The 26676-nt window shown below is 68.8% G+C and carries 32 protein-coding genes; 14 read left to right on the top strand and 18 right to left on the bottom strand.

Annotated features, from left to right (window positions below; all coding sequences use genetic code 11):
• Positions 1-35: 35 nt before the first annotated feature.
• A complete protein-coding gene (locus AC1DW3_RS04860; protein ID WP_477929115.1) occupies positions 36-284 on the bottom strand; it encodes a hypothetical protein in 249 nt (82 codons plus the stop codon).
• A 170-nt stretch (positions 285-454) separates the two neighbouring features.
• Between AC1DW3_RS04860 and AC1DW3_RS04855 the strand changes: the two genes are divergently transcribed.
• The gene (locus AC1DW3_RS04855; RefSeq protein WP_477929114.1) at positions 455-868 is read left to right on the top strand and encodes an SRPBCC family protein; all 414 of its coding nucleotides are present in this window, start codon (positions 455-457) and stop codon (positions 866-868) included.
• A gap of 9 nt (positions 869-877) precedes the next feature.
• On the opposite strand, the gene AC1DW3_RS04850 is transcribed toward AC1DW3_RS04855, so the two are convergent.
• The gene (locus AC1DW3_RS04850) at positions 878-1240 is read right to left on the bottom strand and encodes a hypothetical protein (protein ID WP_477929112.1); all 363 of its coding nucleotides are present in this window, start codon (positions 1238-1240) and stop codon (positions 878-880) included.
• A gap of 18 nt (positions 1241-1258) precedes the next feature.
• Positions 1259-3994 (bottom strand): polysaccharide deacetylase family protein, encoded by a 2736-nt coding sequence (locus tag AC1DW3_RS04845; RefSeq protein ID WP_477929110.1) that lies wholly within the window; start codon positions 3992-3994, stop codon positions 1259-1261.
• Positions 3995-4100: 106 nt separating this feature from the next.
• On the opposite strand from AC1DW3_RS04845, the gene arsC reads away from it, so the two are divergent.
• Complete coding sequence (arsC, locus tag AC1DW3_RS04840) at positions 4101-4523, top strand: arsenate reductase (glutaredoxin) (protein WP_477929107.1); 423 nt, start codon at positions 4101-4103, stop codon at positions 4521-4523.
• A gap of 4 nt (positions 4524-4527) precedes the next feature.
• Here the strand turns inward: arsC and AC1DW3_RS04835 are convergent, their stop codons facing one another.
• Entirely contained in the window at positions 4528-5391 is an 864-nt protein-coding gene (locus tag AC1DW3_RS04835; RefSeq protein WP_477929105.1) for an oxidoreductase, read from the bottom strand.
• A 113-nt stretch (positions 5392-5504) separates the two neighbouring features.
• Here AC1DW3_RS04835 and AC1DW3_RS04830 point away from each other — a divergent pair, with 113 nt between their 5' ends.
• Both AC1DW3_RS04830 and AC1DW3_RS04825 read left to right on the top strand, forming a co-directional pair.
• Positions 5505-6458 carry a LysR family transcriptional regulator gene (locus AC1DW3_RS04830; RefSeq protein ID WP_477929103.1) on the top strand — a complete coding sequence of 318 codons (954 nt, stop codon included), beginning with the start codon at positions 5505-5507 and terminating at the stop codon, positions 6456-6458.
• A 90-nt stretch (positions 6459-6548) separates the two neighbouring features.
• On the top strand, positions 6549-7742 hold the full coding sequence (locus AC1DW3_RS04825; protein ID WP_477929101.1) for a DUF4382 domain-containing protein: 1194 nt from the start codon (positions 6549-6551) through the stop codon (positions 7740-7742).
• Here AC1DW3_RS04825 and AC1DW3_RS04820 read toward each other — a convergent pair whose 3' ends face one another.
• Together AC1DW3_RS04820 and AC1DW3_RS04815 are read right to left on the bottom strand one after the other, a co-directional pair.
• On the bottom strand, positions 7743-8636 hold the full coding sequence (locus AC1DW3_RS04820; RefSeq protein ID WP_477929099.1) for an SDR family oxidoreductase: 894 nt from the start codon (positions 8634-8636) through the stop codon (positions 7743-7745).
• Positions 8637-8649: 13 nt separating this feature from the next.
• Positions 8650-9411, bottom strand: coding sequence for an SDR family oxidoreductase (locus AC1DW3_RS04815; RefSeq protein ID WP_477929097.1), 762 nt, complete (start codon positions 9409-9411; stop codon positions 8650-8652).
• Between the two features lie 141 nt (positions 9412-9552).
• On the opposite strand from AC1DW3_RS04815, the gene AC1DW3_RS04810 reads away from it, so the two are divergent.
• Together AC1DW3_RS04810 and AC1DW3_RS04805 are read left to right on the top strand one after the other, a co-directional pair.
• Positions 9553-10449, top strand: a complete 897-nt coding sequence (locus AC1DW3_RS04810) for a LysR family transcriptional regulator (RefSeq protein ID WP_477929096.1) — start codon at positions 9553-9555, stop codon at positions 10447-10449.
• A 60-nt stretch (positions 10450-10509) separates the two neighbouring features.
• Positions 10510-11298, top strand: a complete 789-nt coding sequence (locus tag AC1DW3_RS04805) for a YybH family protein (RefSeq protein WP_477929094.1) — start codon at positions 10510-10512, stop codon at positions 11296-11298.
• A gap of 3 nt (positions 11299-11301) precedes the next feature.
• Here the strand turns inward: AC1DW3_RS04805 and AC1DW3_RS04800 are convergent, their stop codons facing one another.
• The gene (locus tag AC1DW3_RS04800) at positions 11302-12204 is read right to left on the bottom strand and encodes a LysR family transcriptional regulator (RefSeq protein WP_477929092.1); all 903 of its coding nucleotides are present in this window, start codon (positions 12202-12204) and stop codon (positions 11302-11304) included.
• A 108-nt stretch (positions 12205-12312) separates the two neighbouring features.
• Here AC1DW3_RS04800 and AC1DW3_RS04795 point away from each other — a divergent pair, with 108 nt between their 5' ends.
• From AC1DW3_RS04795 to AC1DW3_RS04785, 3 genes are all read left to right on the top strand, one after another.
• Positions 12313-13908: a GMC family oxidoreductase gene (locus AC1DW3_RS04795; RefSeq protein WP_477929090.1), complete on the top strand. Its 1596-nt coding sequence runs from the start codon at positions 12313-12315 to the stop codon at positions 13906-13908.
• A 14-nt stretch (positions 13909-13922) separates the two neighbouring features.
• A complete protein-coding gene (locus tag AC1DW3_RS04790; protein ID WP_477929088.1) occupies positions 13923-15866 on the top strand; it encodes an alkyl/aryl-sulfatase in 1944 nt (647 codons plus the stop codon).
• 64 nt (positions 15867-15930) lie between these two features.
• A complete protein-coding gene (locus tag AC1DW3_RS04785) occupies positions 15931-16302 on the top strand; it encodes a hypothetical protein (protein ID WP_477929086.1) in 372 nt (123 codons plus the stop codon).
• Here AC1DW3_RS04785 and AC1DW3_RS04780 read toward each other — a convergent pair.
• The 4 genes from AC1DW3_RS04780 to AC1DW3_RS04765 all read right to left on the bottom strand — a co-directional run bounded on the left by AC1DW3_RS04780 (position 16299) and on the right by AC1DW3_RS04765 (position 18720).
• Complete coding sequence (locus tag AC1DW3_RS04780; RefSeq protein WP_477929084.1) at positions 16299-17438, bottom strand: MBL fold metallo-hydrolase; 1140 nt, start codon at positions 17436-17438, stop codon at positions 16299-16301. The two genes, AC1DW3_RS04785 and AC1DW3_RS04780, sit on opposite strands and share 4 nt — an antisense overlap.
• Positions 17435-17794, bottom strand: coding sequence for a YkgJ family cysteine cluster protein (locus tag AC1DW3_RS04775; protein WP_477929082.1), 360 nt, complete (start codon positions 17792-17794; stop codon positions 17435-17437). The genes AC1DW3_RS04780 and AC1DW3_RS04775 overlap by 4 nt, the downstream gene beginning before the upstream one ends.
• An 8-nt stretch (positions 17795-17802) precedes the next feature.
• Positions 17803-18183 (bottom strand): RidA family protein, encoded by a 381-nt coding sequence (locus AC1DW3_RS04770; RefSeq protein WP_477929080.1) that lies wholly within the window; start codon positions 18181-18183, stop codon positions 17803-17805.
• Positions 18184-18336: 153 nt separating this feature from the next.
• Entirely contained in the window at positions 18337-18720 is a 384-nt protein-coding gene (locus AC1DW3_RS04765; protein ID WP_477929078.1) for a cupin domain-containing protein, read from the bottom strand.
• Positions 18721-18817: 97 nt separating this feature from the next.
• Between AC1DW3_RS04765 and AC1DW3_RS04760 the strand changes: the two genes are divergently transcribed.
• Entirely contained in the window at positions 18818-19144 is a 327-nt protein-coding gene (locus AC1DW3_RS04760) for a hypothetical protein (RefSeq protein ID WP_477929076.1), read from the top strand.
• Here the strand turns inward: AC1DW3_RS04760 and AC1DW3_RS04755 are convergent.
• Genes AC1DW3_RS04755 through AC1DW3_RS04740 form a run of 4 tightly spaced genes read right to left on the bottom strand, consistent with a single transcriptional unit; the run spans position 19141 to position 23024 of the window.
• A complete protein-coding gene (locus tag AC1DW3_RS04755; protein WP_477929074.1) occupies positions 19141-21204 on the bottom strand; it encodes a sensor histidine kinase in 2064 nt (687 codons plus the stop codon). The genes AC1DW3_RS04760 and AC1DW3_RS04755 overlap by 4 nt on opposite strands.
• A 51-nt stretch (positions 21205-21255) precedes the next feature.
• On the bottom strand, positions 21256-21516 hold the full coding sequence (locus tag AC1DW3_RS04750) for a hypothetical protein (RefSeq protein ID WP_477929072.1): 261 nt from the start codon (positions 21514-21516) through the stop codon (positions 21256-21258).
• Positions 21517-21529: 13 nt separating this feature from the next.
• A complete protein-coding gene (locus AC1DW3_RS04745) occupies positions 21530-22231 on the bottom strand; it encodes a response regulator transcription factor (protein ID WP_477929070.1) in 702 nt (233 codons plus the stop codon).
• Positions 22232-22289: 58 nt separating this feature from the next.
• Positions 22290-23024, bottom strand: coding sequence for a DUF4261 domain-containing protein (locus tag AC1DW3_RS04740; RefSeq protein ID WP_477929068.1), 735 nt, complete (start codon positions 23022-23024; stop codon positions 22290-22292).
• Positions 23025-23209: 185 nt separating this feature from the next.
• On the opposite strand from AC1DW3_RS04740, the gene AC1DW3_RS04735 reads away from it, so the two are divergent.
• The gene (locus AC1DW3_RS04735; RefSeq protein ID WP_477929066.1) at positions 23210-23701 is read left to right on the top strand and encodes a hypothetical protein; all 492 of its coding nucleotides are present in this window, start codon (positions 23210-23212) and stop codon (positions 23699-23701) included.
• A gap of 12 nt (positions 23702-23713) precedes the next feature.
• Here the strand turns inward: AC1DW3_RS04735 and AC1DW3_RS04730 are convergent, their stop codons facing one another.
• On the bottom strand, positions 23714-24115 hold the full coding sequence (locus AC1DW3_RS04730; protein WP_477929065.1) for a DUF1801 domain-containing protein: 402 nt from the start codon (positions 24113-24115) through the stop codon (positions 23714-23716).
• Positions 24116-24216: 101 nt separating this feature from the next.
• Between AC1DW3_RS04730 and AC1DW3_RS04725 the strand changes: the two genes are divergently transcribed.
• The 3 genes from AC1DW3_RS04725 to AC1DW3_RS04715 all read left to right on the top strand — a co-directional run bounded on the left by AC1DW3_RS04725 (position 24217) and on the right by AC1DW3_RS04715 (position 25603).
• Positions 24217-24801 carry a DUF1877 family protein gene (locus AC1DW3_RS04725; protein WP_477929063.1) on the top strand — a complete coding sequence of 195 codons (585 nt, stop codon included), beginning with the start codon at positions 24217-24219 and terminating at the stop codon, positions 24799-24801.
• A gap of 15 nt (positions 24802-24816) precedes the next feature.
• The gene (locus AC1DW3_RS04720; protein WP_477929061.1) at positions 24817-25131 is read left to right on the top strand and encodes an NIPSNAP family protein; all 315 of its coding nucleotides are present in this window, start codon (positions 24817-24819) and stop codon (positions 25129-25131) included.
• Between the two features lie 91 nt (positions 25132-25222).
• Entirely contained in the window at positions 25223-25603 is a 381-nt protein-coding gene (locus AC1DW3_RS04715) for a VOC family protein (protein ID WP_477929059.1), read from the top strand.
• Here the strand turns inward: AC1DW3_RS04715 and sodC are convergent.
• Positions 25600-26121, bottom strand: coding sequence for a superoxide dismutase [Cu-Zn] SodC (sodC, locus tag AC1DW3_RS04710; RefSeq protein ID WP_477929058.1), 522 nt, complete (start codon positions 26119-26121; stop codon positions 25600-25602). The two genes, AC1DW3_RS04715 and sodC, sit on opposite strands and share 4 nt — an antisense overlap.
• Before the next feature lie 91 nt (positions 26122-26212).
• On the bottom strand, positions 26213-26629 hold the full coding sequence (locus AC1DW3_RS04705) for a DsrE family protein (protein ID WP_477929056.1): 417 nt from the start codon (positions 26627-26629) through the stop codon (positions 26213-26215).
• Between the last annotated feature and the right edge of the window lie 47 nt (positions 26630-26676).

Raw genomic sequence — 26676 nt, 5'->3', positions numbered from 1 at the left:
CGATGGTTGGGCCTCGGGCCAGGCCCGTGGCGCCCTCAGATGGCGGAGCGCGGCGCGGTGCGGGCCAGCAAGGCCTTCAGGTGCTTGCAGACGTTTTCGCCGGTCGTCGTCAGGCGCAGCGTRCCGCCTTGCCATTCCATCCAGTGCATGGCGACATAGTCGTCGATATAGCCCTCCGCGATCTCGGCCGCGCGTCGCTGCTTGAGCAGGCCGACGGTGGCGAGCAACTCGTCGCGAAGCACGTCGCGTCGGGTTGCGGCGGGGAGCGAGGCAGATGAGGGCATCAAGATCTCCGGAAGACATCAGCACGGACAGACTTCAAGGCGGAGTGGAACACAGGATGAGGACGGGCTGATGTCTGCAGGCTGAATCTGGCCGGCCTGCAGTGCCAGCAGGAGCGCGGTTTGCCTACCCGCCAGTCCCTGTGACAAGCTCCAGCGCACCGGAGGTCTGCATGCCACGCGAAATCAGGGTCGTCAGCGAAACCGTCGCCGCGCCGGCGCAGCAGGTCTACGAGTTCGCCCGCCGGCGCGAGAACCTGCACCTCTGGGCCTCGGGCCTGGCGACGGCCGACATCGAACCGGAAGGCGACCACTGGGTGGTGCCCGACTCACCCATGGGCCGCATCCAGATCCGCATGGCGCCGCGAAACGACTTCGGCGTGCTGGACCATGACGTGACGACGCCGGACGGCGTGACCACGCACAACGCCTTCCGCGTCACACCGGTGGATGAGGGCTGTGCGCTGAGCTTCGTCGTGCTGAGGATGGCGGGGGCGAGTGATCAGGCCTTTGAGCAGGATGCGGCGCATGTGCGCAAGGATTTGAGGGCGTTGAAGGGGTTGATGGAGTGCAGCGCTGAGAAGTAGCTGATGACATCAGCGCCAGAACCAAGCGACCAAGGAAGCGATGGCATAGGACGCTCCGAACGCACCGCCCGCCAGCGCCTCCGACGGAGAGAGTTCAAAGGTTTCCGCTGCGCGGCCGCGCGTCATCTGGACGACGACGTACAGCACCCATGCGGCGAGCTGGGCCACAAAGACGCCGGCCAACCACGACGGGAAACGGTCAGTGTTGTTGACAAGCAAATAGACGCACATTGCGCCCCAAAGCCACTCGATGGTGGAGAAGGCAAAGGCTGTCTTGCCTTGTTTGCGGCCCGACCGAAGCAGGCTGCAATCCAACACCTGAGCTGCGCCAATTGCGGCGGCGCAGAGCATCAGAGTCGAGTCGACTTCCATCTGAGATCAGCCTGCAGCTCACACCGGCTTCGGCCGCGTCCCCTCCGACGGATTCGCAATCCATGCCTGCAGCTCCGCCGCCCGCGCATGCTTGGGCGCCAGCTCCAGGAAGGTCTTGTACGCCGCCATCGCCTTGCCTTCGTCGCCCGCCAGCAGGCGCGCGTCGCCGAGGTTGAGCCAGGCCAGCGACCGGCTGCCGTCCATCTCGACGGCCTTCTCGAACCAGACCGCCGCCTCCGCCGGCTTGCCGCGCCGGTACAGCACGAAGCCGAGGTTGTTGGCGGCCAGCGCGAACTTCGGTTGCAGCTGTAAAGCCTCCTTGAACGCGGCTTCGGCCTCGTCGTAGCGGCGCTCCCGGTAGAGCTGCAGGCCGCGGTCGTTGGCGCGTTGGGCGGTGACGCGGGCGCCGGGGTCGACGCGGGCGGTGGTGGCGGCCAGGGCCTGGTCCTTGCCGTCCAGGCCCTTGATGGTCACCTGCACGGAACTCGCTGCGCCACTGGCCGCAGCGGCCACCTGGCGGCCGGCGCTGCTGGCCTCGTCGAGCTTGGCGGCGAACTGGCTGGCCTTGTCGTCCAGCTGGGCCACGGCGCCGCTCAGCGCGGGCTCCTGCGCTACCGGCAGCTCGAAGATGAACTCGCCGCCTTCCGAGCCCGGCAGGCTGCCGAAGGCCGGCGTCTGGTGGGCGATGGACGAAACGGCGGGCGCCACGTAGGCGGCCAGTTCGGTGGCGGTGATGAGGCCGTCGCCGTTCAGGTCGGCCTTGCCGTTCAGGGCCTGCAGCAGCGTCCACGTGAAGACGGAATGGCCGCCGGGGCCGTCGTCGGCCACCTGCTGGTCGGCGCCGCCGGCCGTCATCATCTGGCGGCCGATGCGGCGGGCGTTGGTGCGGGCGAAGTTGCTGTCGGCCGCCGCCGAGCCGCCCCGCGTCAGGCCGAGACCCGAGTAGCAGGCGTCGATGACGAACAGCGCGTGCTTGGCCGTGATGGCCTCGGCCACTTCCTGCAGTTGGGGCATGGCGATGGCGTCGGTCTGCAGGTCGTTGAGCCCCGCATCCACTGGCACGATATAGCCCACCTCGCGGCCGCTGGGCAGCTTGCGCGTGCTGCCATGGCCGGCGAAGAAGACGAAGACGCGGTCGTCGCGCTTGACGCGCTTGCTGTCGCCGAAGCGTTCGTTGAGCGCCTTCAGGATGTTGGCGCGCGTCGCCTCCGCATCGGTCAGCAGCGTGACGCGGTCGGGCGCGAAGCCGAAGCGCGTGACCAGCGATTCGCGCACGGCTTGCGCGTCACGGACCGCGTGCGACAGCTTGGGCCAGGCCGTGTATTGGTTGATGCCGATGACCAGGGCGTGGCTGTCGCGATACAGCTCGCCGGGCGCAGGCGGCGGCGCGGCGGCGGTCTTGTCGGTGGACACGACGAACTGCCCGTCCTTGAAGCTCGCAAAGCGCCAGCCCTCGGCGGCGAGCTGGTCCAGCACCAGCGGCAGGGCCTGCACGGTGCGAGCGTGGATGTCGTGGAAGAGCACGATGCCGCGCTGCTGCTTGTCCAGTTCGGCCATCACGCGCGCGGCGATGCTCTTGGGGATGGGGTCGCTCCAGTCCAGGGAGTCGACGTTCCACATCATCGAGCGCAGCTTCAGCGCCTCGATCGTCGTCAGCGCGCCGTCGTTGCGCGCGCCATAAGGGAATCGAAACAACGCGTCGCCATTGCGACCCGCCGCATCCAGCAGCGCCTCCGTGTTGGCGGCTTCTTCCTTGACCTTGACCAGCTCGAACTTGGACATCAGCCCATGCGTGAAGCTGTGGTTGGCCAGCTGGTGGCCAGCGGCGAGAACCCGCTTGGCCACGGCGCTGCCATTGCCCGGCTGGATCTTGCCGTCGGCATCGACTTTGCCGAGGTTCTGGCCGAGCTGGAAGAACACGGCCGGTGCGTTGTAGCGCTTCAGGATCTCCAGGATCTCGTCGGTGTAACGCGCATGCGGGCCGTCGTCGAAGGTCAGCAGCACGGTCTTGGGCGGCAGCTTGTCGCCGAAGACCTCGCGCTCCTTGGCGGCCACGCCGCGCATGGCGCCAGACGCGACCGGCTCGGGCGCCAGGTCGGCCGCGGCAGGCAGCTGGGCACCGTGCTGCTTCATGACGGCGTCGCGCGTGTGCAGGGCCTTCAACTTGGCGACGTAATCGCTCCAGCGCTCGCGCTTCAACTCGATGCCACGCTTGGCAAAGCCGCCGAAGACTTCCTTCAGCTCCTGTTCATAGGCCTTCTCGACCTCGGCCAGCGTGTCCAGGTCCTCCTGGGCGCGGCGTGCCAGCTTGATGCCGTCCAGCGTCTGCGCGCTTTTCAGGCCGGTGGCGAGCTGGCCCAGCACTTCCTTGAAGGCCAGGCGGTCGGCATCGAACCAGCTGGGCTCGCTCTCGATGCGCGTCAGCAGGGCCGCGGTGGCTTCCAGCGACTCGGGCTTCAGCGCGAGATCGGCCAGGCGCTGCTGGCGCTGCAGCAGTTCATGGAAGAGCTGCTGGCCCAGGGCCTGCACCTCGCGGCGTTGGGCGGCTGGCAGCGCGGCCTCGCCGTCCATCAGCACGACGATCTGGCGGTGCAGGGACAGCAGGCCGTCGCCCTCCTCGCGCAGCCTGGCCGTCGCGCTGCTGTCCTGTGCCGCGGAGGCGGCCGGCAACGCGGCGGGCACGTCGGCCAGGCGCTTGTTGCAGCCGGGCAGGGCAAAGGCGGTGGTCAGCAGGGCGAGTGAGATGAGGCGCATTGCGGGGTGAAAAAGTCAGCCGCGAGATTGTGGGGCTGCTGGCGCTGCTGACAGCGACACCCCCCGAGCGCCTGGCCGGCGTCGCCACACAGGCTAAGGTAGCGCCATGAGCGACATCACCCTCTTCCACAACCCCAAGTGCGGCACCTCGCGCAATGTGCTCGCGTTGATCCGCCATGCCGGCCTGGAGCCGCATGTCGTCGAATACATGAACGCGCTGCCGAGCCGCGACGAGATTCGCGCCATCGCCACGGCGACGGGCCAGCCGCTGCGCGCGCTGTTGCGCGACAAGGAAGCCGTGTTCACCGAACTCGGCCTGGGCGACCCGGCCTTGGGCGACGACGCGCTGCTGGATGCGATCGAGCAGCACCCCGTGCTGCTGAACCGCCCCATCGTCGTGACGCCCCTGGGAACCGCGCTGTGCCGGCCGTCCGAGGCGGTGCTGGAGTTGCTGCCCGTCGGGCCGTTGCCGCCGTTTACCAAGTCCGATGGCGAAGTGGTGCACGACAGCGGCAAGCGCCGCGGCTGAGGCCTCAGGCGGCCTGCAGCTTCGGGAAGTCCGTCGACGCCGCCAGGCTGCGCCACTCAGCCGTCTCGCGCTCGACAAAGGCGTGCTTGTCGGCAATCGCCTGCAGCGTGTCCGTGCCCATGGGCAGGCGCAGCGGCGGCGTCTTGGCGTCCACCAGCGTCAGCATGGCCTGGGCCAGGCGCTCGGGGTCGCCGGGCTGGTTGAGGCTGATGCGCCTGGCGGCCTCGCGCACCTGGCCGGCACTGGCGGCGTAGTCGGCCAGCTCGCGCGGCGACGTGACCAGGGACTGGCCTTCCAGGAACTCGGTGCGGAAATAGCCGGGCTCGACGACGGTGGCATGGATGCCCAGCGGCGCGAGCTCGGCATGCAGGGCCTCGGTGATGCCCTCGACGGCGAACTTGGTCGAGCAGTAGACGCCGAAACCCGCGGCCGAACGGACCCCGCCCAGCGACGAGATGTTGATGACATGGCCGCTGCGGCGCTCGCGCATCTGCGGCAGCACGGCGCGGGTCACGTTCAGCAGGCCGAAGACATTGGTCTCGTACAGGCGGCGCACCTCGTCGGCGCTGGCCTCCTCGACGGCGCCGAGCAGGCCGTAGCCGGCATTGTTGACGAGGACGTCGATGCGACCGAAGCGGGCCAGCGCGGCGGCCGTGGCCCGAGCGGCCTGGGACTCGTCGGTGACGTCCAGGGCCACGGCCAGCAGGCCGGGCTGGGCGCCAAAGCGCTTCTCGATGGTGGCGGCGTCACGGGCCGTCGCGACGACGGCGTCGCCTTGGGCCAGGGCGGCTTCGGCGATGCGTGCGCCGATGCCGCGCGAGGCGCCGGTGATCATCCAGACGCGCTTGAAGTTGGGGGTCGTGGTCATGTGGGGGCTCCTGGGTGTTGAAGGTGGATCGGCCGATGGAGCGAAATTTAGGATCGCGATTGATATTCAACTAGCCCAGAATCTCGTCATTGATTAGCAAGTGAATCGTGACAATGGCATTCAACGAACTGCGCGCCATCACCACCTTCACCAAGGCTGCCGAGCTGGGTAGCCTGCGCCAGGCCGCCGTGGCGCAGGGCATCACGCCGCAGGCGGCCAGCCAGGCGCTGACGCAGCTGGAGAGCTATCTCGGCGTGCGCCTCTTCCACCGCACGACGCGCCGGCTCAGCCTGACGGAGGAGGGCGAGCGCTTTCTCGGCGCCGCCGCGCCCGGCCTGCAGGCGCTGCAGCGCGCGCTGCACGGGGCGCGCCAGGGCCGCGATGTCATCGCCGGGCCACTGCGCATCACGGCCGCGCGCTCGCTGATGCTGCCGGTGCTGTGGCCGGTGCTGGAGGAGTTCTGTGCCCGTCATCCCGATGTGGAACCCGATGTGCAGCTGGACGACCGCATCGGCGACTGGGTGGCGGACCGCGTCGACGTGGGCTTTCGGGCCGGCACGCCGCCGGGCGAAGGCCTGATCGCCCGCCATCTGATGCCGCTGCAGCTCATCGTCTGCGCCGCACCGGGCTATATCGCCCGCCACGGCGCGCCGCGGAGCATCGATGAGCTCGCGCGCCACCGCTGCAGCGGCTTTCGCCACCCGAGCACCGGCAAGGCCATGCCCTGGGAGTTCCTGGTGGGCGACGAGATCGTCGGGCGCGACGTCGCTTCGATCTTCATGACCAACGACGTCGAGCTGGAGGCCCATGCCGTGGTGGCCGGGCAGTGCATCGGCCAGCTCGTCGGCGCCACGGCCGCCCCGCTGATCCGCAGCGGCCAGCTCGTGCCGCTGCTGACCGAGCATGTCTGCGCCCACCTCGGCCTTTACCTCTACTACGGCAGCCGCGTGGCCCAGCCGGCGCGGGTGCGCGCCTTCATCGACCTCGTCGTCGAGCGCGTGGTGGGCAATCCGGCCTGGGTGGTCAGCCCTCAGGAGCTGGCCGCCGCCGCGCGCAGGCGACGGTGAGCGGGTAACAACCCGACGCGATTCGTAAAGCCTGGGCACATGGCGAAAGCCAACACTGTTGGCGGGGAGGGGTCACGATTGGAGGTTCTCATGAAGTACCCAACCCTGAGTGCATGCGCGGCAGCCCTGGTCCTGGTGGCCTGCGGTGGGGGTGGCGACGATGGCGGTGCGCCGGTCGTCACGACACCGTCCAACAACATCTCGGGCACCCTCGCCCTCAGCCTCACCGACGCGCCAGCCTGCGGCTTCGACCATGTCTATGTGACCGTACAAAAGGTGCGCGTCAACGCCAGCGCCGATGCCAGCGAGGACGGCGCGGGTTGGACGGATCTGACGGTCGGACCGACACAGCGCTTCGACCTGCTGGAGCTACAGAACGGCGTGCTCGCCAGCCTCGGCCAGGTACCGCTGGCCGTGGGCCATTACGCCCAGCTGCGCCTGGTGCTGGCCGAGAACAGCACGGCCACGCCGCTGGCCAATTCGGTGGTGCCCAGCGGTGGCAGCGAGGTCGCGCTGAAGACGCCCAGCGGCCAGACGAGCGGCCTCAAGCTCAATGCCAACATCGACATCGCGGCCAACCAGCTGGCCGACTTCGTGCTTGACTTTGACGCCTGCAAATCCGTCGTCAGCGCAGGCAACTCGGGGCAATACCTGCTCAAGCCCGTCGTCTCCGTCGTGCCCAATCTGCTGTCGGGCGTCAGCGGCTATGTGGATGCCAGCGTCGCCAATGGCGGCACGGTCGTCAGCCTGCAACAGGGCGGCGTCGTGCTGAAGGCCACCACGCCCGAGGCCAGCGGCCGCTTCGTGCTGGCACCGGTGGCGGCGGGCACTTACGACCTCGTTGTCAAGGCCACATCGCGGGCCACGCTGGTCGTGACGGGCGTGCCGGTGACAGCCAGCGCCGTGACCGCTGTCAGTACCTCGGCCGCGCCGTTGACACCCGTGGCCGCCGTCGACGGCCAGGTTCTGGGCAGCGTGAAGGCTGCCGACGTGGCCGCCACCGCCGGCGTCCGGGCGACCCAGCAACTCAGCGGCGGGCGCGTCGTGACGATCGCCGAGACCCTGTCGGACTCGACCACCGGCGCCTACACGCTGCGCTTGCCGGCCGCGCCGCCTTGGGTGGCAACCTATGCCGCGCCGCCGGCCATGCTGAACTTCATCTCCGGCGCCAGCGGTGTCGATCTGCTCTACACGTTGAATGCCAATCTCAACGGCACGACCCAGGTGATGACCCCGGTGGTGGTGACGGCTGGCGGCGTGACGCCGGTCAATTTCAGCTTCTGATCAGACGACGGCCGGCCTGAGCAGATCCGCGATGCCGATGCGCGCGGCGAATTCCTCGCGCATGCGTTCGGCTACCTCGGTGACGGCGGCCGCGCCGTCGTCCATGAAGTCCACCACCGAGCGGAAAGGTCGCTGGCCATGGGCCAGGCCGACGATGCGCGCGACCTCGTCGGCCACCGCCTGCGGGTCGGCCTCGGGCGGCATCAATGCGGTCAGGCGCGCGCCGATCTGGTCCATCAGGCCGGCGTAGCGCGCATAGGCCGTGGCCTTGGCCGCGTCGGCCGGCTTGCCGGCGTTGGCGAAATGATCCGTGCCGCTGGTGAAGGCGCCGGGCACGACGATGCTGGTCTCGATGCCGAAGCGGGCCAGCTCGAAGCTCATCGTCACGGCCAACGAGTCCATCGCCGCCTTGGCCGCCGCATAGGGGCCGAGGAAGGGCGGGAAGCCGCCGCGCGTCGTCGTGCTGCCTATCCACAGCAGCAGGCCGCGCTGCTGTTCGCGCAGCACTGGCAATGCCGCGCGGTTGACGCGCTGGGCGCCCAGCACATTGGTGTCGAAGACGGCCGTGATTTCCTCCGGCGTGTAGGCCTCGGTCGGCCCGACGACGAGGTGGCCGGCGTTGTGCATGACGACGTCCAGCCGCCCCTGTTCGGCCACGATGGTGGCGACGGCCGCATCGGCGCTGGGCTGCGACAGCACGTCCAGCTCCACGACGCGCAGGTCCAGCCCGCGGGCGAAGCTCCAGTCGCGCAGCTCGCGGGCCTTGTCCGCGTTCTTGGCGGTCACGCCGCGCATGCTGGCGTAGACGGTGTGGCCGGCGGTGGCCAGGGCCAGCGCGCTCAGCTTGCCGATGCCACTGGAGGCGCCGGTGACGAGGATGACTTGTTGGCTCATGCTGCAGTCCTCCTCAGACGATGCCGCCGTTGACGCGCACCGTCTGGCCGTTGACCCAGCCGCCCTGCGGGCCGGCCAGCACGCCGACGATCGTCGCGATGTCCTCGGGTTGGCCCAGGCGCTCCAGCGGCGCCATCTTGGCCAGGCGCTCGACCTGCTCGGGCGTCTTGCCGTTCAGGAACAGATTCGTCGCGGTCGGGCCGGGGGCCACGGCGTTGACGGTGATGTTCTTGCCGCGCAGCTCCTTGGCGAGGATGTTCGTCATCGTCTCGATGGCGCTCTTGGTGGCCGCGTAGACGGCATAGCCCGGCAGGGCCAGACCGATGACGCTGGTCGAGAAATTGATGATGCGGCCGCCGTGGCGCAGGCGCTTGGCCGCCTCGCGCATGGCGAAAAAACTGCCCTTCACATTGATGTCGAAGAGGCGGTCGAAAGTAGCGTCGCTGGTGTCCGCCAGCTGGGGCAGTTCATTGGCCATGGCACCGGCGTTGTTGACGAGGACGTCAACGCCGCCGAAGGCTTCGGTGGCGGCGTCGAACAGCAGCTTGGCCGCGCCCGCGTCGGCCACGTCGGCCTGCACGGCGATGGCGCGGCCGCCACGGTCCACGATCGCATCGACGACCTTTTGCGCTTCAACGGCATTGCCGGCGTAGTTGACGACGACGGCATGGCCATCGGCGGCAAGTTGCTGCGCAATCGCCGCGCCGATGCCGCGCGAGGCGCCGGTGACGATGGCGACGCGGGAAGAGGAAGAAGAAGTGGTGGTGTTGCTCACGGGGTGCTCCAGTCGTTGGGGTTGGATGGCAGGACCGGTGGCGGCCCTGTGAGTTCAATGTATTGTTCGAGCTGGTTCGGATAAATCAGCAGAACAAGACATAACAATCCAGTCCATCTAAACAATTGGAGCCAAACGGCCATGGACCGACTCGATGCGATGCGCCTCTTCGTGCGCATCGTCGACCTGGCCAGCTTCACCAAGGCCGCCGACGAGCTGCAGCTGCCGCGCGCCTCGGTCAGCCTGGCCGTGCAGCAGCTGGAGGCGCGCCTGGGCGTGCGCCTGCTCAACCGCACGACGCGCCACGTGAGCCCGACGCTGGACGGCCAGGCCTATCACCTGCGCTGCCAGCAGATCCTGCAGGACGTCGGCGAGGCCGAGGACCTGTTCCGCAGCGCCCAGCTCAAGCCGCGCGGCAAGCTGCGCGTGGACATGCAGGGCAACCAGGCCCAGCGCTTCGTGCTGCCCTATCTCGGCGACTTCCATGCCCGCTACCCCGACGTCGAACTGGAGATCGGCCTGGGCGACCGCTTTGTCGACCTCGTGCGCGAAGGCGTGGACTGCGTGCTGCGCTCGGGCGAGCCCAAGGACTCGTCCATGGTGGGCCGGCGCGTGGCCCAGCTGCGCCAGGTGACGTGTGCCAGCCGCGACTACATCGCCCGCCGTGGCCTGCCGCGCACGCTGGAGGAGTTCGCCAACGAGCACCAGGCCGTCAACTACATCGGCGGCAGCGGCCGCATCCTGCCCTTCGATTTCGTCATCGACGGCCAGCCGCACAGCCTGGTGCTGCGCGGCCCGGTCAGCGTCAACAGCGCGTCAGGCTATGGCGCCTGCTGCCTCGCCGGCCTGGGCTTCATCCAGGCGCCGCGCTACAACTTTGAAAAGGAGCTGGCGAGCGGCGAGCTGGTCGAGGTGTTTGCCGACTGGCAGCCGGCACCGATGCCGGTCTATGTGCTGTTTCCCCATGCCAGGCAGCTGTCGTCGCGGGTGAGGGTGTTTGTGGACTGGCTGGCGGAGAGGATGGCGGCGGCGAGCTGAGCGGCGGGCGAACTACTAGGATGCGTGTTGCCGGGGCGATCCTGGCAAGGGGAGCATTCCATGCCGATCTCTTGCACTCGCTTTGATCCGTGGCGCCGCTGCGGTCGCCTCGTCGCGCTGGTCGCCGCCGGTCTGCTGGGCCAGTCGATCGGCTGGGCCGCCGAGGCGGAAGACCCAGTGATCGCCGAGGTCAAGGCCCGCGATGCCGAGCTGTCCACGGCGCATGGGCGCGGTGACATGGCCACCTATCTGCAGGGCCTGTCCAAGCGCTATGTCTACACCGACGTTGGCGGCCGCCGCGTCACGGCCGCGCAGCTGGCGATCCGGCGCGGCAACGACCAGCTTCGCCAGGTCGCGTCCGAGACGCTGGAGGAAGAGAGCCTGCGGGTGTCGGACAGCGTGGTGCTGCTCAGCGGCCTGGAGCGCGGCAGCTTCACCTACTTCGGCGGCCTGCCCCGGCAGGGCAGCACGCGCTGGACGGCGTTGTGGGCGCGTGAAGAGGATGGCCAATGGCGGCTCGTCGCCGAGACCGCGACGCCGGTGACGGGTGATGGCGGCCTGCCCTTCATCGCCGCCAGGCAGCCCGAGGCCGCGGTGCGGTCCCGCCAGGGTGCATGGCAGCTGGACTTGCCTCAACCCATGCGGCTACAGCTGATCGCCGAGGGCGGACGATTGATAGGCACCTTGGAAGGCCAGTCGATCAAGCTGACCTTTGTGCCGGCCTCGCCGACGCACTACTTCGCCCTGGAGCGCCCGTTCGAACTGCGCTTCGCGAGTGATCGCCAGAAGCTCACTCTCGTCACCTGGGGCATCGAGACGGCCGCCCGGCGCGTGAAGCCGTCCCGCTGATCGTCAGCTGCCCGAACCCGCCACCGCCCTGAACAGCCGGATCGCCGTCTCCGCCGCCGGCGCCAGCGTGCGGCCGCGCAGCCAGACGGCGTGGGCGTCCACGTAGAGATCGCCGAAGGTCTTCACGCCGCGCAGCGGCTGCAGGCCCAGTTCGATGGCCGTGGGCAGGGCGCGTGGCAGCAGCGCCAGCATGTCGCCGTCGGCCGCCAGCCGCGCCAGCGTGGTGACGTCATCGCATTCGACGACGACCGGCAGCTCGCCCGGGCTGGCGAAGCCCAGACCCTGAGCGATGTAGACAAAGAGCTGCGGTGACGTGGACACGACACCGAGTCCGAAGCGCGTCAGGTCCGCCGTCGTCACGTTTTCCGCACCCAGCAGCGGGTGGCCGCTGCGGACATAGACGCCGCCATAGATCTGCGCCACGGGCGCCATCTCCAGCCGGCTCGCGTCGGTCAGCATGCGCCGGTCGGCAACGAAGAACTCGATGGCCTCGTCGGTCAGCAGCGTCAGCAGGCTGGGCACATTGCCGTAGCGCACGCGGGCGACGACGCCCGGCGCCTGGCGGCGCAACTCGGCCAGCAGCGGCGGCACCAGCACGGCCGCCGGCACGGGCCCGGCGCCAAAGGCCAACTCGCCCAGCAAGCCGCCGCGCAGCAGCTCGGCATCGCGCTCCAGGCAGTCGGCATCGAAGACCAGGCGGCGCGCTCGCTCTACCAGCGTGCGGCCGGCCGGCGTCAGTACGGCGCCCAGCGGACCGCGCTCGAACAGGCGCAGGCCCCAGTCGGCTTCGAGGGCCTGGATGCTGCGGCTGAAAGCGGCCTGGCTCAGGTGCACGCGCTCCGCCGCGGCGACGAAGCGGCCCTCGTCGGCCAGCGCGATCAGGTGGGAGAGCTGGCGCAGATTCACTATGCGCTCCACGCAATGAATGCCGACTAATTATGCGTTGGACGTAATACCCGCCGGCTTTCATCCTTCGCTCCCCGGCCCGCCCAGAGGCTGGAGGAGACAAGCGCTGTGGAGTTCGATTACGTGATCGTGGGTGCCGGTTCGGCCGGCTGCGTGCTGGCCGCGCGGCTCAGCGAAGACCCCGGCGTGACGGTGGCCCTGCTGGAAAACGGCGGGCCGGACAGCAGCGCCCTCATCCACGCGCCGGCCGGCGTCGTCGCCATGGTGCCCACGCGCATCAACAACTACGCCTACGAGACCGTGCCCCAGCCCGGCCTGAACGGCCGGCGTGGCTACCAGCCGCGCGGCAAGACCCTGGGCGGCAGCAGCTCCATCAACGCCATGCTCTATGTGCGTGGCCACCGCCACGACTACGACCACTGGGCCAGCCTGGGCAACAGCGGCTGGAGCCATGACGAGGTGCTGCCCTATTTCCGCCGCGCCGAGCACAACGAGCAGTTCGGCCACTGCCCGCTGCACGGCCGCGATGGGCCGCTGAATGTCACGCTGCCGCGCAGCCCCAGTCCCATCAACCAGGCCTTCCTCGCCGCCGCGGCGCTGCAGGGCCTGCCCAATATCGGCGACTACAACGGCGCCGAGCAATTCGGCTCCTTCATCTACCAGGTGACGCAGGTCAACGGCGAGCGCTGCAGCGCGGCCAAGGCCTACCTCACGCCCAATCTCGACCGCCCCAATCTGCAGGTCATCACGCACGCGAAAGCGACCAAGCTGCGCCTGGCCAACGCCCGCGCGGTGGGCGTGGACTACCGCGTCGGCGGCGCCTCGCGCCTCGTGCGTGCGCGCCGCGAGGTCATCGTCAGCGCGGGGGCCTTCGGTTCGCCCCAGTTGCTGATGCTGTCCGGCATCGGCCCCGGTGCCCATCTGCAGCGCATGGGCCTGGACGTGCAGCGCGACCTGCCCGGCGTCGGCCAGAACCTGCAGGACCACATCGACCATGTGCAGACCTGGCGCTGCCCTTCGGCCACGCCCACCTTCGGTGTGTCGCTGCGCGGTGGCGTGCGGCTGGCCCGTGCCGTCGGCGAATGGCGGCGCCACCGCACCGGCCTGCTGACGAGCAGCATCGCCGAATCCGGCGCCTTCCTGCGCTCGGACCCGCAGGTGGCGGTGCCGGATCTGCAGCTCGTCTTCGTGCTCGGCATCGTCGACGACCATGCCCGCAAGCTGCACTGGGGCCATGGCATCTCCTGCCATGTGGACGTGCTGCGGCCGCACAGCCGTGGCAGCGTCGAGCTGGCCGGGCCCGACCCGCTGGCCGCACCGCGCATCGACCCGCGCTTCCTCAGCGACGAGCGCGATCTGCAGTTGCTCGTCAAGGGCGCGCAGATCCAGCAGCGCCTCGTCGAGTCCTCGCCCTTCGACGGCATCCGCGGCGAGATGCTCTACCCGGTGCGCGCCGATGACGAAGCCGGCCTCATCGCCGACATCCGCGCTCGCGCCGACACGCAATACCACCCGGTGGGCACTTGCAAGATGGGGCGCGATGCGATGGCCGTCGTCGACGACCGCTTGCGCGTGCACGGCGTGGGCGGCCTGCGCGTCGTCGACGCTTCCGTCATGCCGACGCTGATCGGCGGCAACACCAATGCACCCACCATCATGATCGGCGAGAAGGCCGCCGATCTCATCCGCGCGGACGCGCGCTGACTCGGAGACCACGGATGAAAACACTGACCCTGCTCGCCGCAATCCTGGCCCTGGCCGGCTGCAGCCGTGAATCTGCGGCCCCATCCGGCGACGCCAGCGCCACGACGGTGCAAGCGAACGCCGAGTTCGCCAAGTCGCTGCCGCTGGACGAGGCCCAGGGCTTCGAGGACGCCAAGCGCGGCCTCATCGCCCGCCCCGAGGGCAAGATCCTCGCGGCCGATGGCAGCGTGCTCATCGACTTCGACGCCTTCAAGTTCGTCGATGGTGCAGCCCCCTCCAGCGTCAACCCCAGCCTGTGGCGCCACGCCAAGCTGAACGCGCAGATCGGCCTTTTCAAGGTCGTCGACGGCGTCTACCAGCTGCGCGGTTTCGACATGGGCAACATCACGCTGATCGAAGGCCAGACCGGCTGGATCGTCGTCGACGCGCTGACCTGCCGCGAGACGGCTGCCGCGGCCTTGGCCTTCGCGCGCAAGCATCTGGGCGACAAGCCCGTCACCGCGCTGCTGTTCTCGCATAGCCACATCGACCATTTCGGCGGCGCCCTCGGCGTGCTGACGGCCGAGCAGGCGCGCACGGTGCCCGTCATCGCCTCCGCCGGCTTCATGGAAGAAGCGACAAGCGAGAACGTCATGGTCGGCACCGCCATGGGCCGCCGCTCGCACTTCCAGTTCGGCAAGAACCTGGAGCGTTCGGCCAAGGGCCTGGTCGACACCGGCCTGGGCAAGGCGGTGGGCTACGGCACTTTCGGCGTGCTGGCGCCCACCGATCTCATCACCCAGCCCACCGAGGAGCGCTTGCTGGACGGCGTGCGCTTCGTCTTCCACAACGTGCCCGGCGCCGAGGCACCGGCCGAGATGACCTTCTCGGTGCCGTCACTCAAGCTCTATGGCGGCGCCGAGAACCTCGCGCAGACCATGCACAACCTGCTGCCCGTGCGTGGCGCCAAGGTGCGCGACGCGCTGCGCTGGGCCGGCTATATGCAAGGCGCGCTGGACCAGCTCGGCGACGCCGAGGTCTATGTCGGCCAGCACAACTGGCCGGTCTGGGGGCATGAGCGCATCGCCGACTTCATCACCAAGCACCGCGACGTCTACAAATACACCCACGACCAGACCGTGCGCCTCATCAACGCCGGCCTGACGCCGGCCGAGATCGCCGACCAGATCCGCCTGCCCAAGTCGCTGCAGAACCATTTCGGCGCGCGCGGCTACTACGGCGACTTGCGCCACAACGTGAAGGCCGTCTACCAGTTCTACCTCGGCGCCTACGACGGCAACCCGGCCCACCTCGACCCGCTGCCGCCGGTGGACGTCGCCAAGCGCTATGTGGCGCTAGCCGGTGGCGCCGACAAGGCCGTGGCCGCCGCGCAGACCGCCTTCGACCAGGGCGACTACCGCTGGGCCGCCGAGCTGCTGAACCACGTCGTCTTCGCCGACGCCGGCAACCAGGCGGCGCGCGAGCTGCTGGCCCGCGCCTATGACCAGCTCGGCTTCGTCGCCGAAGCCTCCACCTGGCGCAACAGCTATCTGACGGCTGCGGCCGAGCTGCGCGGCGGCGCGCCCAAGCAGGGCGTCAACCGTGCGGCCTTCCTGGACATGCTGGCCCAGACGCCCATCGAGCGCTTCCTCGAAGCCATGGCCGCCGGCCTCAACGGCCCCGCCGCCGAGGGCAAGGACTTCAAGATCAACCTGGTGCTGACCGACACCAAGGAGTCCTACGTGCTGTGGATAGAGAACGCCGTGCTGCACCACCGCCGCGCCGAGCCGGCCGCGGATGCGAACGCCACGTTGACGCTGACCAAGGGCTTCTTCGTTCGCATGATGGCTGGCACGGCGGGCGCCAAGGATCTGCTGCTGTCTGACGACGTCAAGGTGAGCGGCAGCAAGATCGACCTGGGGCGCTTTCTGAGCCTGATGGACAAGGCGACGGGCACCTTTCCCATCGTCACACGTTGACATCCGCGCGTCCGGCGGGCTGCATGCAGAATCGGCCATTCCTCCCCACGGATTGGAATGACTCGTGAAACGCATGCCCACCGCCCTGGCTCTTGCCGGCCTGCTGATCGCCACCTCCGCGATGGCGGCTGACGAGGCCCCCTCCACGATCGACAAGATCGAAGGCGCCGTGGCGCGCGGCGCCCAGGCAGCGGCCAGCGGTGTTGCACGCGGCGTGCATGCGGCGGCGAGCGGCATCGAGCGCGGTGCCAAGGCAACGGTGCGCGGCATCGAACGCGGCGCCAACGCCACGGCCCGCGGGGTGTCCAAGGGCGTGGATGCGGCGGCCAGCGGCGTCAAGAAAGGCGCCGACGCGACCAACAACGCGGTGCGCAAGACCTCAGACAAGATCCAGGGCAGCGGCAGCGCGCCGGCCTCGGGCTCGTCCTCGAATTAGTCAAGCGGCCAGGGCATGGCCTTGGGCATCTTGCTGGGCTCGTCGGGCTCGGCGGGCTTGAGGGTCTTGTGGCCGGGTGCCTCGGCCTCGCGCCACCAGGGCCTGGCCGGCTCGCCCTTGGCCGGCTCCACGGCCTCGCCCAGGCGGGGCATCAGCAGCTGGGCGCCCTGCCTGGGGCCGAGTTCGAGCAGGGTCTCGGCCGGTGCATCCCAATCATGCAAGGCCAGCGAGAAGGTGCCCCAGTGCACTGGCAGGAAGGCACCGCCGCCCAGCAGCTGGTAAGCCTTCAGCGCGTTCTCGGGCCCGAGGTGGATGTCCCCCCAGGAGGGGTGGAAGGCGCCGACCTCGAGCATGACGAGGTCGAAGGCGCCGAAGCGCTCGCGGATGGCGGCGTATTCGCTCGTCAGGCCGGTGTCGCCGCTGAAGAAGACGCGGTGTTTTGGCGTCTCGATGACGATGGACGACCACAGCGTCGCGTTGCGGTCGTTCAGCGACCGGCCCGAGAAGTGCTGCGAAGGCGCGGCATGGATGCGCAGCTCGCCCTGGGGTGCCTGCCAGTGTTSCCACCAGTCCAGCTCGACGATGCGCTCGGCCGGGATGCCCCAGGCCTCCAGGTGGGCACCGACGCCGAGCGAGGTGACGAAGGGCACGTCCTGCAGCTTGACCAGCTCCTTGACCGTGGCCATGTCCAGGTGGTCGTAGTGGTCGTGGGAGATGACGACGGCGTCGAGCCTGGGCAGGGCCTTGAGCGCCAGCGGCACGGGCTGGAAGCGCTTGGGGCCGGCCAGCTGCGACGGCGAGGCGCGCTTGCCCCAGACGGGGTCGGTCAGCACGCGAAAACCATCGATCTCGATCATCACCGTAGAGTGGCCCAGCCAGGTGGCACGCAGGCCGGTGTCGGTGGGCTTGAGCCAGGCGTCCAGCGGGTTGTGCGCGGGCAGGGGGCCGGCCGGCGTGCGGCGGCCCTCGGAGCAGAGGAAGTCGCCCAGCGACGGCCTCTCGCTGCGGTCACGCAGCCCCGGCTGGATGGGGTGGACGTTGCGAAAGCCCTCGCCCGTATCCGTCACCAGGTATTGCGGCGAGCCCCGCATGCGTTCGAGACGGAGGCCGGTGGCGCGTTTGCCGAGTGACTTCATGGCAGGGAGTGTTGGGGCGAATCTGCCGAGATGGCGGCGTGGCGTGGGCTTTCAAGGCCGTGGGCGGCACGCGCCTTCAGGCATTGGCTGTCGCCGGGCTGCACGCCGCGGCAGGTGCTGGAGCGCTGGGCATAGATGCCGCAGGACACCGCATCGCCCACCTCGCCGTGCAGCGCGATGCAGCGCACCGGCCGCGTCTCGGTGCCCGCCATGCAGCGATGCAGCGGGCCGACCGGCCGTGTCAGCGCCACGGGCACCGTGCCGCCCGGCGCGTCGTCGGCCTCGGCCCAGTAGAAGGACACGCGGAAGACGGCGCAGCAGGCGCCGCAGCGTTGGCAGTCGAGCTCGCCGTCCATGCGGCGTCTCAGGCCTCGGCAATCGCCGCGATGGACACCTTCAGCCCCGGGACGCGCGCCGGCAACTTGGCCCCCTGGCGAGCCGGTGGATCGACCGGGAACCAGCGCAGGTATTCCTCGTTCATGCCGGCGAAGTCGTCCTCTTCGGCCAGCACGATGGTCACGCTGACGATCCTGTCCATGGCGCTGCCCGCGGCCTCCAGGATGGCGGCGATGTTGGTCAGGCACTGGCGTGTCTGCTCCTGCACCGTTGTGCCGACGAACTGGCCGGTCTCGGGGTCTGTCGGCGCCGTGCCGGACACGAAGACCAGGCYGGCGGCCTTGACGGCCTGGCTGTAGGTCGGCGGCGGCTTGGCGGCCTTGGGGGTGTAGACGATGTCGCGGGGCATGCCATCTCCTCTTTAGTTGCCATTCTTTCGGGCCGAGCGCCGGGCCGCTCCCAAGCCGGCCCGTGCAGGCGATGTGCTTGCGGCTCAATGCTGCAAGCATCGCCGTCCCCTCGGGGGACCGACCAAGGTACGCCTTGGACGAGGGGCTCCATTTCAGACCGGCTGATGGCGCGTGCCGGCACCCATCGTGATGAAGAACATGCGGCTGGGCCGGAGCACCTTGGCCGTGTGCCAGACGCCGCGCGGCACGACGACGGCGCCGCGGTCGGTGATGCGCTGGGCGGTGGCGACGCCTTCGCTCGTCTCCATCAGGAACTCGATGTCGCCATCCAGCAGGTAGACGAACTCTTCGCCGTTGGGGTGCATCTCCCAGCTGCCCCAGTCGGCGTCGCAGAGGAATTCCGACACCAGCCAGTCCTTGCCCAGCGCGTCCAGGGCCTCCTGCGACTGACTCCAGAACTCGCGGCCGCCGACCTCCTGGCGGATGGCGCCGGTGGCGCTGAGCAGGGCATAGGTTTCGTCGGGCAGGAACTTCATGTGAAAGGGCCTCCTGGCGCCGATTGTGCGGGGCCGGTGTGCAACATGCCGCAACCGAGCCGCTTGAAATGTCGACCGGCGGCGGCATCTGCGTTCCATGCCTTCCGTCATCAAGCTTGCCGTCCCTGCCGAACTGCTGGTCCTCGTGCGCCTGGCGCAGTTGCTGCAATCCTTGGAGGGTCTGGGCCATGCCGCGGACCCGCACCAGTACCAGCTGCTGGTCACAAAGCTCAGCGCGGAGCTGAGCGAGCACCAGGGCCACGAGATGTTGTCCGGCCTGCTCGACCATTTCCCGGCGGCTGCCGAGGTCTACGAGAACCTGCAATACGCCCATGCCGGTCTGTGCCGGGTGCCGCTGGAGGTGTCGTTGACGTCGGAGCTGGCGACGCGCGAGCTGCTGGGGCGGATGAAGAAGGCGAACTAGGAGCGGCGCAGCCCGATCTCGAACACCACGCCGTCATCCACATTGCGCGCCGCGATGCTGCCGCCCATCTTGGCCAGATAGGTCTTGGCGACGAACAGGCCTTGGCCGCGCCGCTGACCGTTCTCCGGCTCGGCGTCGCTGACGCCGTAGTCGAAGATGCGCGCGAGTTGGTCGTCAGCGATCTGTGGGCCCTGGTTGTGGATGTTGACGGCGGCCAGCTCGCCCTCAACGCGCAGCGCCAGCGTGATCGCCGTGCCCGGCACGCGGTAGCGGTCGGCGTTGCTCAGCACATGGGTGATGGCGTCTTCCAGCGGGTACTCGTCGGCCTGCACCCAGACGGGCTCGGTCGGCGCATAGGCCACATTGGCGATGCCGGCATAGGCCGCGTTCTCGGCCACCTGGCGCAGGAAGGCGTCCAGGTCCAGCCGCCCCACGGCCAGCGTCGCGGCGGCCAGGGCCTCGCTCGGTGAGGCCTGGCCATAGAGCACCTTGACGGCCTGCTGCATGCGCTGCACATAGCGCCGGCTCGGGTCGGTGTCGCCCGCGTGCAGCAGCATCAATGACTGCAGCGGCGACATGATCTCGTGGCCCACGGCATGCCATTGGTCGTGCTCGCGCTCGGCACGCAGCTGCTCGCGGCGCAGGCTGTCGCGGGCATGCTGCAGCAGGTCAGACAGGCTGCCGGCCAGGATGCCCAGTTCGTCGCGGCCGCGCAGGTCGGCCACGTCCAGCGTGCCGAGCTCGAAGCGCTCCGGCGACTGCAGCTGGTGGGACAGCGCCGCGGCGCGTTTCGTCAGCGTCGCGACGCGGCGGATCAGGCCCATCTCGATGATGAGCCAGGCCAGCGCTATGGATCCCAGCATGGCGCCCACCGGCCAGGCCAGGCGGGCGGCGCTGGCGCTCAGGGACCGGTCCAGGCCCTGCAGATCACCGGTCAGCGTGACGTCGAAGCGGCCGGCCGGTGTCGTCACGCTGTCCTTGGCCTGCAGCGTGCGCGGCGTGGCCGGCGAGGGCAGGTGCTGGATCAGCGCCGTCAACCAGGGCGAGGGCGGCGTGCCGGTCTCTTCGGCGCCCTGCAGCAGCGCGACGACGTTGTTGCCACGCAGGATCTTCAGCGTCTCGCCGGGCGACAGCGTGCCCGACAGTCGCGCCAGCGTCAGCGGTGCCTGGCCCTCCGATGCCGCGCTGTCGAACAGCGACGCGTCGCCCGGGCCGAGCAGGGCCAGGCGCAGGCCGGTGCGGGACAGGTCGGCCGGTGGCCACTGCGGGCCGCCGGGGCGGAAAAGGGCTTCGCGAAAGGCCTCCACCGGCAGGCGGATGGACACGGTCGTGCGGCGCGGGCAGGGCTCGGCGGTGCTGAGGCAGGGGCCTTCGCGCCACACCCAGCCGCGGAAGTCGCGCTGCGGGCGGGCCTTGTGCGGCAGCGTCGTCGTGTTGTCGGCGGCCTGTACGGCGAAGCCGGGCAGCTGGCCGCGCTGGGCGTCCAGCATCTCGACGGGCGCCAGCCAATGCTGCTCGACGCCGTCGCGCTTCAGGCTGATGCGCACGCGGTGCACGTCGGCCAGGTCCAGCGCGCCGCGCTCGCGCGAGACCAGCGGCGGCGCGTCCAGGCCGGCCACGAGGTAGACGAAGCCGCCCGCATAGGCATTGCTGCCCACGGCAGTGCACAGGCTGGCGCCGCCCGGGTATTGCAGCGCGCAGCCGGCCATGTCGACGGCGCGCTGCGCCTTGGTCGCGTCGTCGAAGTCGATGGCGGCAAAGGGCAGCACCAGGGGCGCCACCCACCCGGCTTCGAGCTGCGCCGGCTCGGGGTTCATCAGCGCCAGCTGGCCCGACGGGTGGCGCAGCTGCGCGACGACCTCGGCCAGCGACTTGGCGAAGGTCTGCTGATAGCGTTGGGCATTGCGCTGGCGTTCCTCGTTCAGCAGCGCGACGGCCAGGGCCAGCGTGGCCAGGGCCAGGGCGATGAAGACGAGGTGGAAGACGATGCGGTTGCGGAAGGCCGCGACGCCGAGACGCGGCATGTCGGGCAACGGAAAGTCGACCCGGCCGAGCTTCATTTCTTGAGGTCGCTCGCGAGCAGCGAGCGATCAACTGAGCATGCCGCACGCCTACGCAATGCGAACCTCGCTGGGAAAGAGACAGAAGTCATCGCTGCGCTCGCCCGATACGAAGCAGAGCCAGACAAAGCCCGCTTCGTCGAAGCGAATCACCTGCCGTACTTGGCCGACTATTCCTGCGAGGCGTTCTTGGTCTTCGATCGGCAAGCCAGTGACACATGAAGCAACCGACAGAACAACGACCGAACTGCCAACGGCAAGGCCTCGGCCGTCTGCATCAATGCGGTCGAGAGGGAAGCTGGATTGAGTCATGCACAGGGGAAGACTATTGGCTCGTCCAGCGGAAGCCGCGCATGGGAATGTTCTCGATGCCGTCAAACGTCGGGTCTACGTCCCTGAACGCATCGCGGATGGTCGCCACATGCTTGCGCACGTTGTCGCGGTTGCGGCCGCTCTTCACCACGTCGAACAGCTCCTCGTAGCTGACCACCTCGCCGGCGCGCGCATGCAGCGTCGCGAGGATGCGCTGGGCCGTCAGCGGCAGGTTGATGCGCTGGCCGCGCCACATCGGCGTGCGCTGCTTCAGCGGGTCGAGCTGCAGGCTTTCGTCGCCGGCCTTCGTGGCCGGCTTCGGCGCCGGCTCACGCAGCCGCGCCGTGCGCAGGATGTCCAGGAAGGTCTCGATGAACTCGGCCTCGTCGAAGGTCGTCTTCTGCAGATAGTCCCAGGCGTCCAGCGCCTTCATGATGCTGCGGTAGATGGCCGCCGGCATGGCCGACACCACCAGCACCGGCGTGCCCAGGCCCTGCTTGTTGATCTCGTTGATCAGCGCGACGCCGGCATTGCGCTCGCGGCCCAGTTCGATGTCGAGCACGACGAGGTCATAGCGTTCGCGCAGCAGGGCGGCTTCGGCGGCGTCGCGGTCCAACCATTGGTCGACGGTCAGCTCGGGGCGGGCGGCACGAATCCAGCCGGCCAGCTGTTCGCTGGTGGTGGGGTCGTCTTCGATGACGGCGATGCGGGGCATGGCGGGGATTATCTGGAGTGGCGCCCGAGGCGCCGCGGAAGGATTCTTCCGCCCAGCCTCAGGCGGCCCGCACCAGGCGCCAGAAGCCGAAGGGGTTGGCGTACAGCGAGTCGTCTTCGTAGCCCGGGCCGGGATCGTCCAGCAGCCGGTAGACGGGCGCATCCTGTGCCGCGCCGAAGGTCTGCCCCGCGCGGATGGTGGGCGACTCGGTGAACAGATAGCGGGTGAAGGCGCGCAACAGCTCGACCGCTTCGGCCGGGTCGCCATCGTTGTCGACGATGGCGTCACGCAGGCCCAGGTTGTGCATGCCGCAGGAATACACCTGGGGCCCGGTGACGTAGAGCACATAGGCGCGGTGGGCACTGAAAAGATGCAGATGGGCACACAGCTCCCGCCAGTCGGCCGGTGGGTGCGCCACGCCGCTGCTCTCCACCTTGACGCCCAGGCCGCCGGCTTCCAGCAACGCGTCGGCGGCTTGCATCAGCGCCTCGGCCGTCATCGCGACGCCCCCGTCGACCACCAGATAGGCCACGGCGCTGTGATCGGCGATGCGCTGCATCTCGGGCGTGCCCACCCAATGCGGCCCCGCCGCGCGAAAGGCCGCCGCCATCCGATCGTCCCGGGCCTGGAAGTCCAGCTCGCAGGTCTGCTTGGTTTGCATGTTCATGAGGACCTGACCCGCGAAGAGATAGCCGCTGCCGCCGCGGGCAATGGCCTGGACCAGATCCGAGCGGGACTCCCAGGGGCCGGGGATGCAAAGGACGGTCAGGGGAGCGCTTGTGTTTTCGGGCATGAGATGAGCGGGCTCGTCGATGGCGGGTTTGTCCCGGAGTGGCGACTGGCTGTCAACCGGCACGGGCCGCAGCGATGGCCAGCCAGGGCTAACCCCGGGGCGCCGGCGCGTGGCGCGGCAGTTTTCACCGATGTTTCGTTGGCATAGTCGCGGCCTCAAAATCTGGCAGACCACGGACCCTTCCCATGCATTTCGTCGCTCGCGCCCGCACGCTGGCCCTGTTCACGTTTCTGGCGGCCATGGCCGCAGCAGCCCAGGCCCAGGCGACCTCCGGGCCGCGCTACGGCAGCAAGGACGACCTGCGACAGTGCATGGACGGCGAGGACAAGCTCAAACTCGAGCAGGCGTTGCTGCAGAAGAAGGCCGACAGGCACAAGGCGGTCTTGAAGCAGTTCCAGGATGAGGTGCAAGCGCATGTCGCGTTGCAGAAGACGGTCGATGGATCGGACGAAAAGGCCGTCAACGCCTACAACGAGCAGATGGATGCGCTGAACGCGCGCGTCGAGCCCATCAATCGCGAAGCGTCGGAGCAACAAGCCACCGTCGACGATTTCCATGCACGCACCTATGCGCACAACAAGCGCTGCGCCGGCATGGTCTATCGCATCTCGGACATACGGGCGATCGAAAAGGAACGCGCCGCCGCGRCCAAGGCCAAGGCCGGCAAGCCGCCCTGACCCCGGGGGTGATCAGACCTGGGCTATCCACGCCCGCAGCAAGGCCTGCAGAGCGGGCAGCTTGGCGGTGAAGTCGGCGGCCGAGCTGAACTCGACCTGCGCGCGGTCCCTGCCCAGCCACTTCAGCAGGCCGGCGGGGTCGGGAATGTCGAGGCCACCCTCAGGCAGGGCGCGCACCTTGGCGCCCAGGTGCAGGATCAGCCCGAGGCCGCTCTTGCTGCGCAGATGCGTCGTGGCGAAGTAGTCGGTCGTGCGCCAGCTCGGCGCATTCCACTTGATGCCTTCGGCGACGGACGGGTCGACGGCGAGCATGGCCCGGCGCAGCGTCTCGATCTCGGCCTTGAAGGGATGGTCGAGGGTCGCCATGAACTGGTCGACGGCTTGCGGGGTGTCGGCGGCGGTCAGTTTGGGCATGGGACCTGCCAAAGTGGCGGTGGTTGGCGGGGATTCTCAGGTCTGGCCACGAGCGACGGTTTGCCGGCATAGTCGCCCGCTCACAACTCCCACCTGGAGCCATGGGCATCTGCCTCATCGCCTACTCTGTCAGCGCATCCCATCTGGACGCGGTCCTCGCCGAGCCCGCGCTCGCTTGGCGTGTGCTCGAAGCCGAAGATGACTCGAGCTATCTCGAGCAACTGGCCGCCGACAACCGGACCTCGTGGCTGTTGCGGCTGCTGGGCAAGGCGAAACCTCCACGGGCGCCGAGCACGCTCAGCCTCGCGGACGCGGAGCGCAGGGAGCTCGATGTCGACAAGGCCTGGGACGGACTCAGGCACTGCATCGCGCTTTGCGCACCAGGTGCGCCGAATTTCTTCGAGGGTGACGGCAAGGTCGGCACTTTCGAAGTGGGTTATGGCCCCGCGCTCCATGTCAGGCCCGACACCATCGCGAAATGCGCAGCAGCCATCGAATCGCTGGACGAGGACACGCTGTTGAAGGCGTTCCGGACCGCGGACTTCAAGGGCGTCTATCTGGAAGCGCTGTGGAAGCGGCAGGACGAAGAGGCCGAGTCCTATCTGCTGGAAAACTATCGCGACTTCAGGCAGTTCATCCAACACTGCGCCGCTCGCAGGCAGGCTGCCCTCCTTCAGTACACCTAGAGCAAGACCCTCCCCGTGATCACCTGCTATCTGCGCTACGTCATCGACCCCAACAAGCTGCAAGAGTTCGAGCACTACGGCAAGCTCTGGCTGCCGCTGGTGGCGAAGTTCGGTGGCACCCATCACGGCTATTTCCTGCCGTCCGAGGGCGCCAACAACATCGCCCTGGCCCTGTTCTCCTTCCCGTCGCTGGCGGCCTATGAGGACTACCGCCAGCGCTCGCTGCAAGACCCGGAATGCCAGGCCGCCTTCGCCTATGCGAAGGAGACGCAGTGCTTCCTGAGCTATGAGCGCAGCTTCTTCAGGCCCGTGCTGGCGGGCGATGCCTAGGCTTCCCGATCATTGATCGGCGGTGGCGCCCGCTGAGCGACCGTCCTATGCTCGATGCGCGGCCAAGCCGGCACGAGCGAAAGGACTGCATATGCTGAACAGCGCTCCCGTCACGACGATGCTGCCCGTGGCCGACATGGCCCGGGCCCGGGCCTTCTACGAGGGCTGCCTGGGGCTGGTGCCTGGCGGCCTGAAGCCGGATGGCAAATTCGTCTACAACGTGGCCGGCAGCACGCTGGCCCTCTTCCCCAAGCCCGGGGGCACCAAGGCCGACCACACGGCCATCAGCTTCAAGGTGGACGACATCGCGGCCAGCATCGCCGATCTGAAGCGCGCGGGCGTGGTGTTCGAGGACTACGACTACCCGGACTTCAAGACGGTCGACCATGTCTGCGTGCTGGGGTCCGAGAAGGCCGCCTGGTTCAAGGACACGGAGGGGAATTACCTCTGCATCCACGAGGACCTGGCCTAGCTGCCGATCACCCCGCAGGCCACGCGGGCGCCGCCGCCGCCCAGCGGCATGGGGTGGTCGGAGTGGTTGTCGCCACCGGCATGCACCATCAGCGCGTGGTTCTTCACGTCGGCCAGCTTGAGACGCGGGCCCAGAACGGGCGACGTGGCTGTGCCGTCCGCGGCCGCGTAGAGCGGCGGCAGGTCGCCCAGATGGCCATCGCCCCAGGGCTCGCCATGCTTCTTGGTGCCCAGCGGGTCGAGATGGCCGCCAGCAGCGCCGGCCGGCACCGTGGCGCCATTGCTCTCGCCGGGCGCGCAGGAGGGCTTCTCATGGAGGTGGAAGCCATGCAGGCCGGGCGGCAGCCCTTTCAGTGCGGGATAGAAGGCCAGGCCATAGGGCGTCTCGACGATGCGGACGGTGCCGAGGGCGGCGCCGTCGCCCTGCTTCTCGGCGGCGCTGACGTTCACGGTGACGTCGGCGGCCAGGGCCGCGGCGCTGGCGAGCAGGCAGGCGGCGGCGAGACAGATGCTTTTCATCGCGGGCTCCATGGGGTCGGACGGCCAGGATAGTGAATGCGCGAGCTTGTGCCTGGCTGACGCGTACCGGTTTGTCGGTACAGGGTGGGCATCAGGGCTTGATGTAGGCGAAGCCCTGGCCCTGCAGCCGGGCGACGCGGACGACGCCGGACGGCGTGTACTCGGCCTCGGGAATGAACTGCTCCTTCTTCAGCCCGCGGCCCTTCATGGTGTTTTCGCAGACCTCGAACTTCACGCCGCGGGCCTTCAAGGCCGTGACCTGGGCGGCGTAGTCGGCGGCGTTGGCGTCCTTGTAGCCCGGCATCAGCATGTCGACGCCGGGGCCCAGGGCCACGACGCTGATCTGCGCGCCGGGGTCGCCATCCAGGTGGTTGCGGATGTTGCGCAAGCCCTTGAAGGCCTGGGTCGAGGCATCGTCGAAGTGATAGACCACGCGCTGCTGCGCCAGTGCATGCGTCGCCGCGAAGGACAGCAGCAGGGCCGCGAACATCAGTCTGAGGAATCTCATCGCCATCTCCTTGGACATTGGGGCCGGCTTTCCAAATCCGGCACATG

The organism is Roseateles sp. P2_H4, from assembly GCF_056403315.1.
The sequence above is the reverse complement of the archived record's forward strand: the minus strand, read 5'-3'. Positions and strand labels throughout refer to the sequence as shown.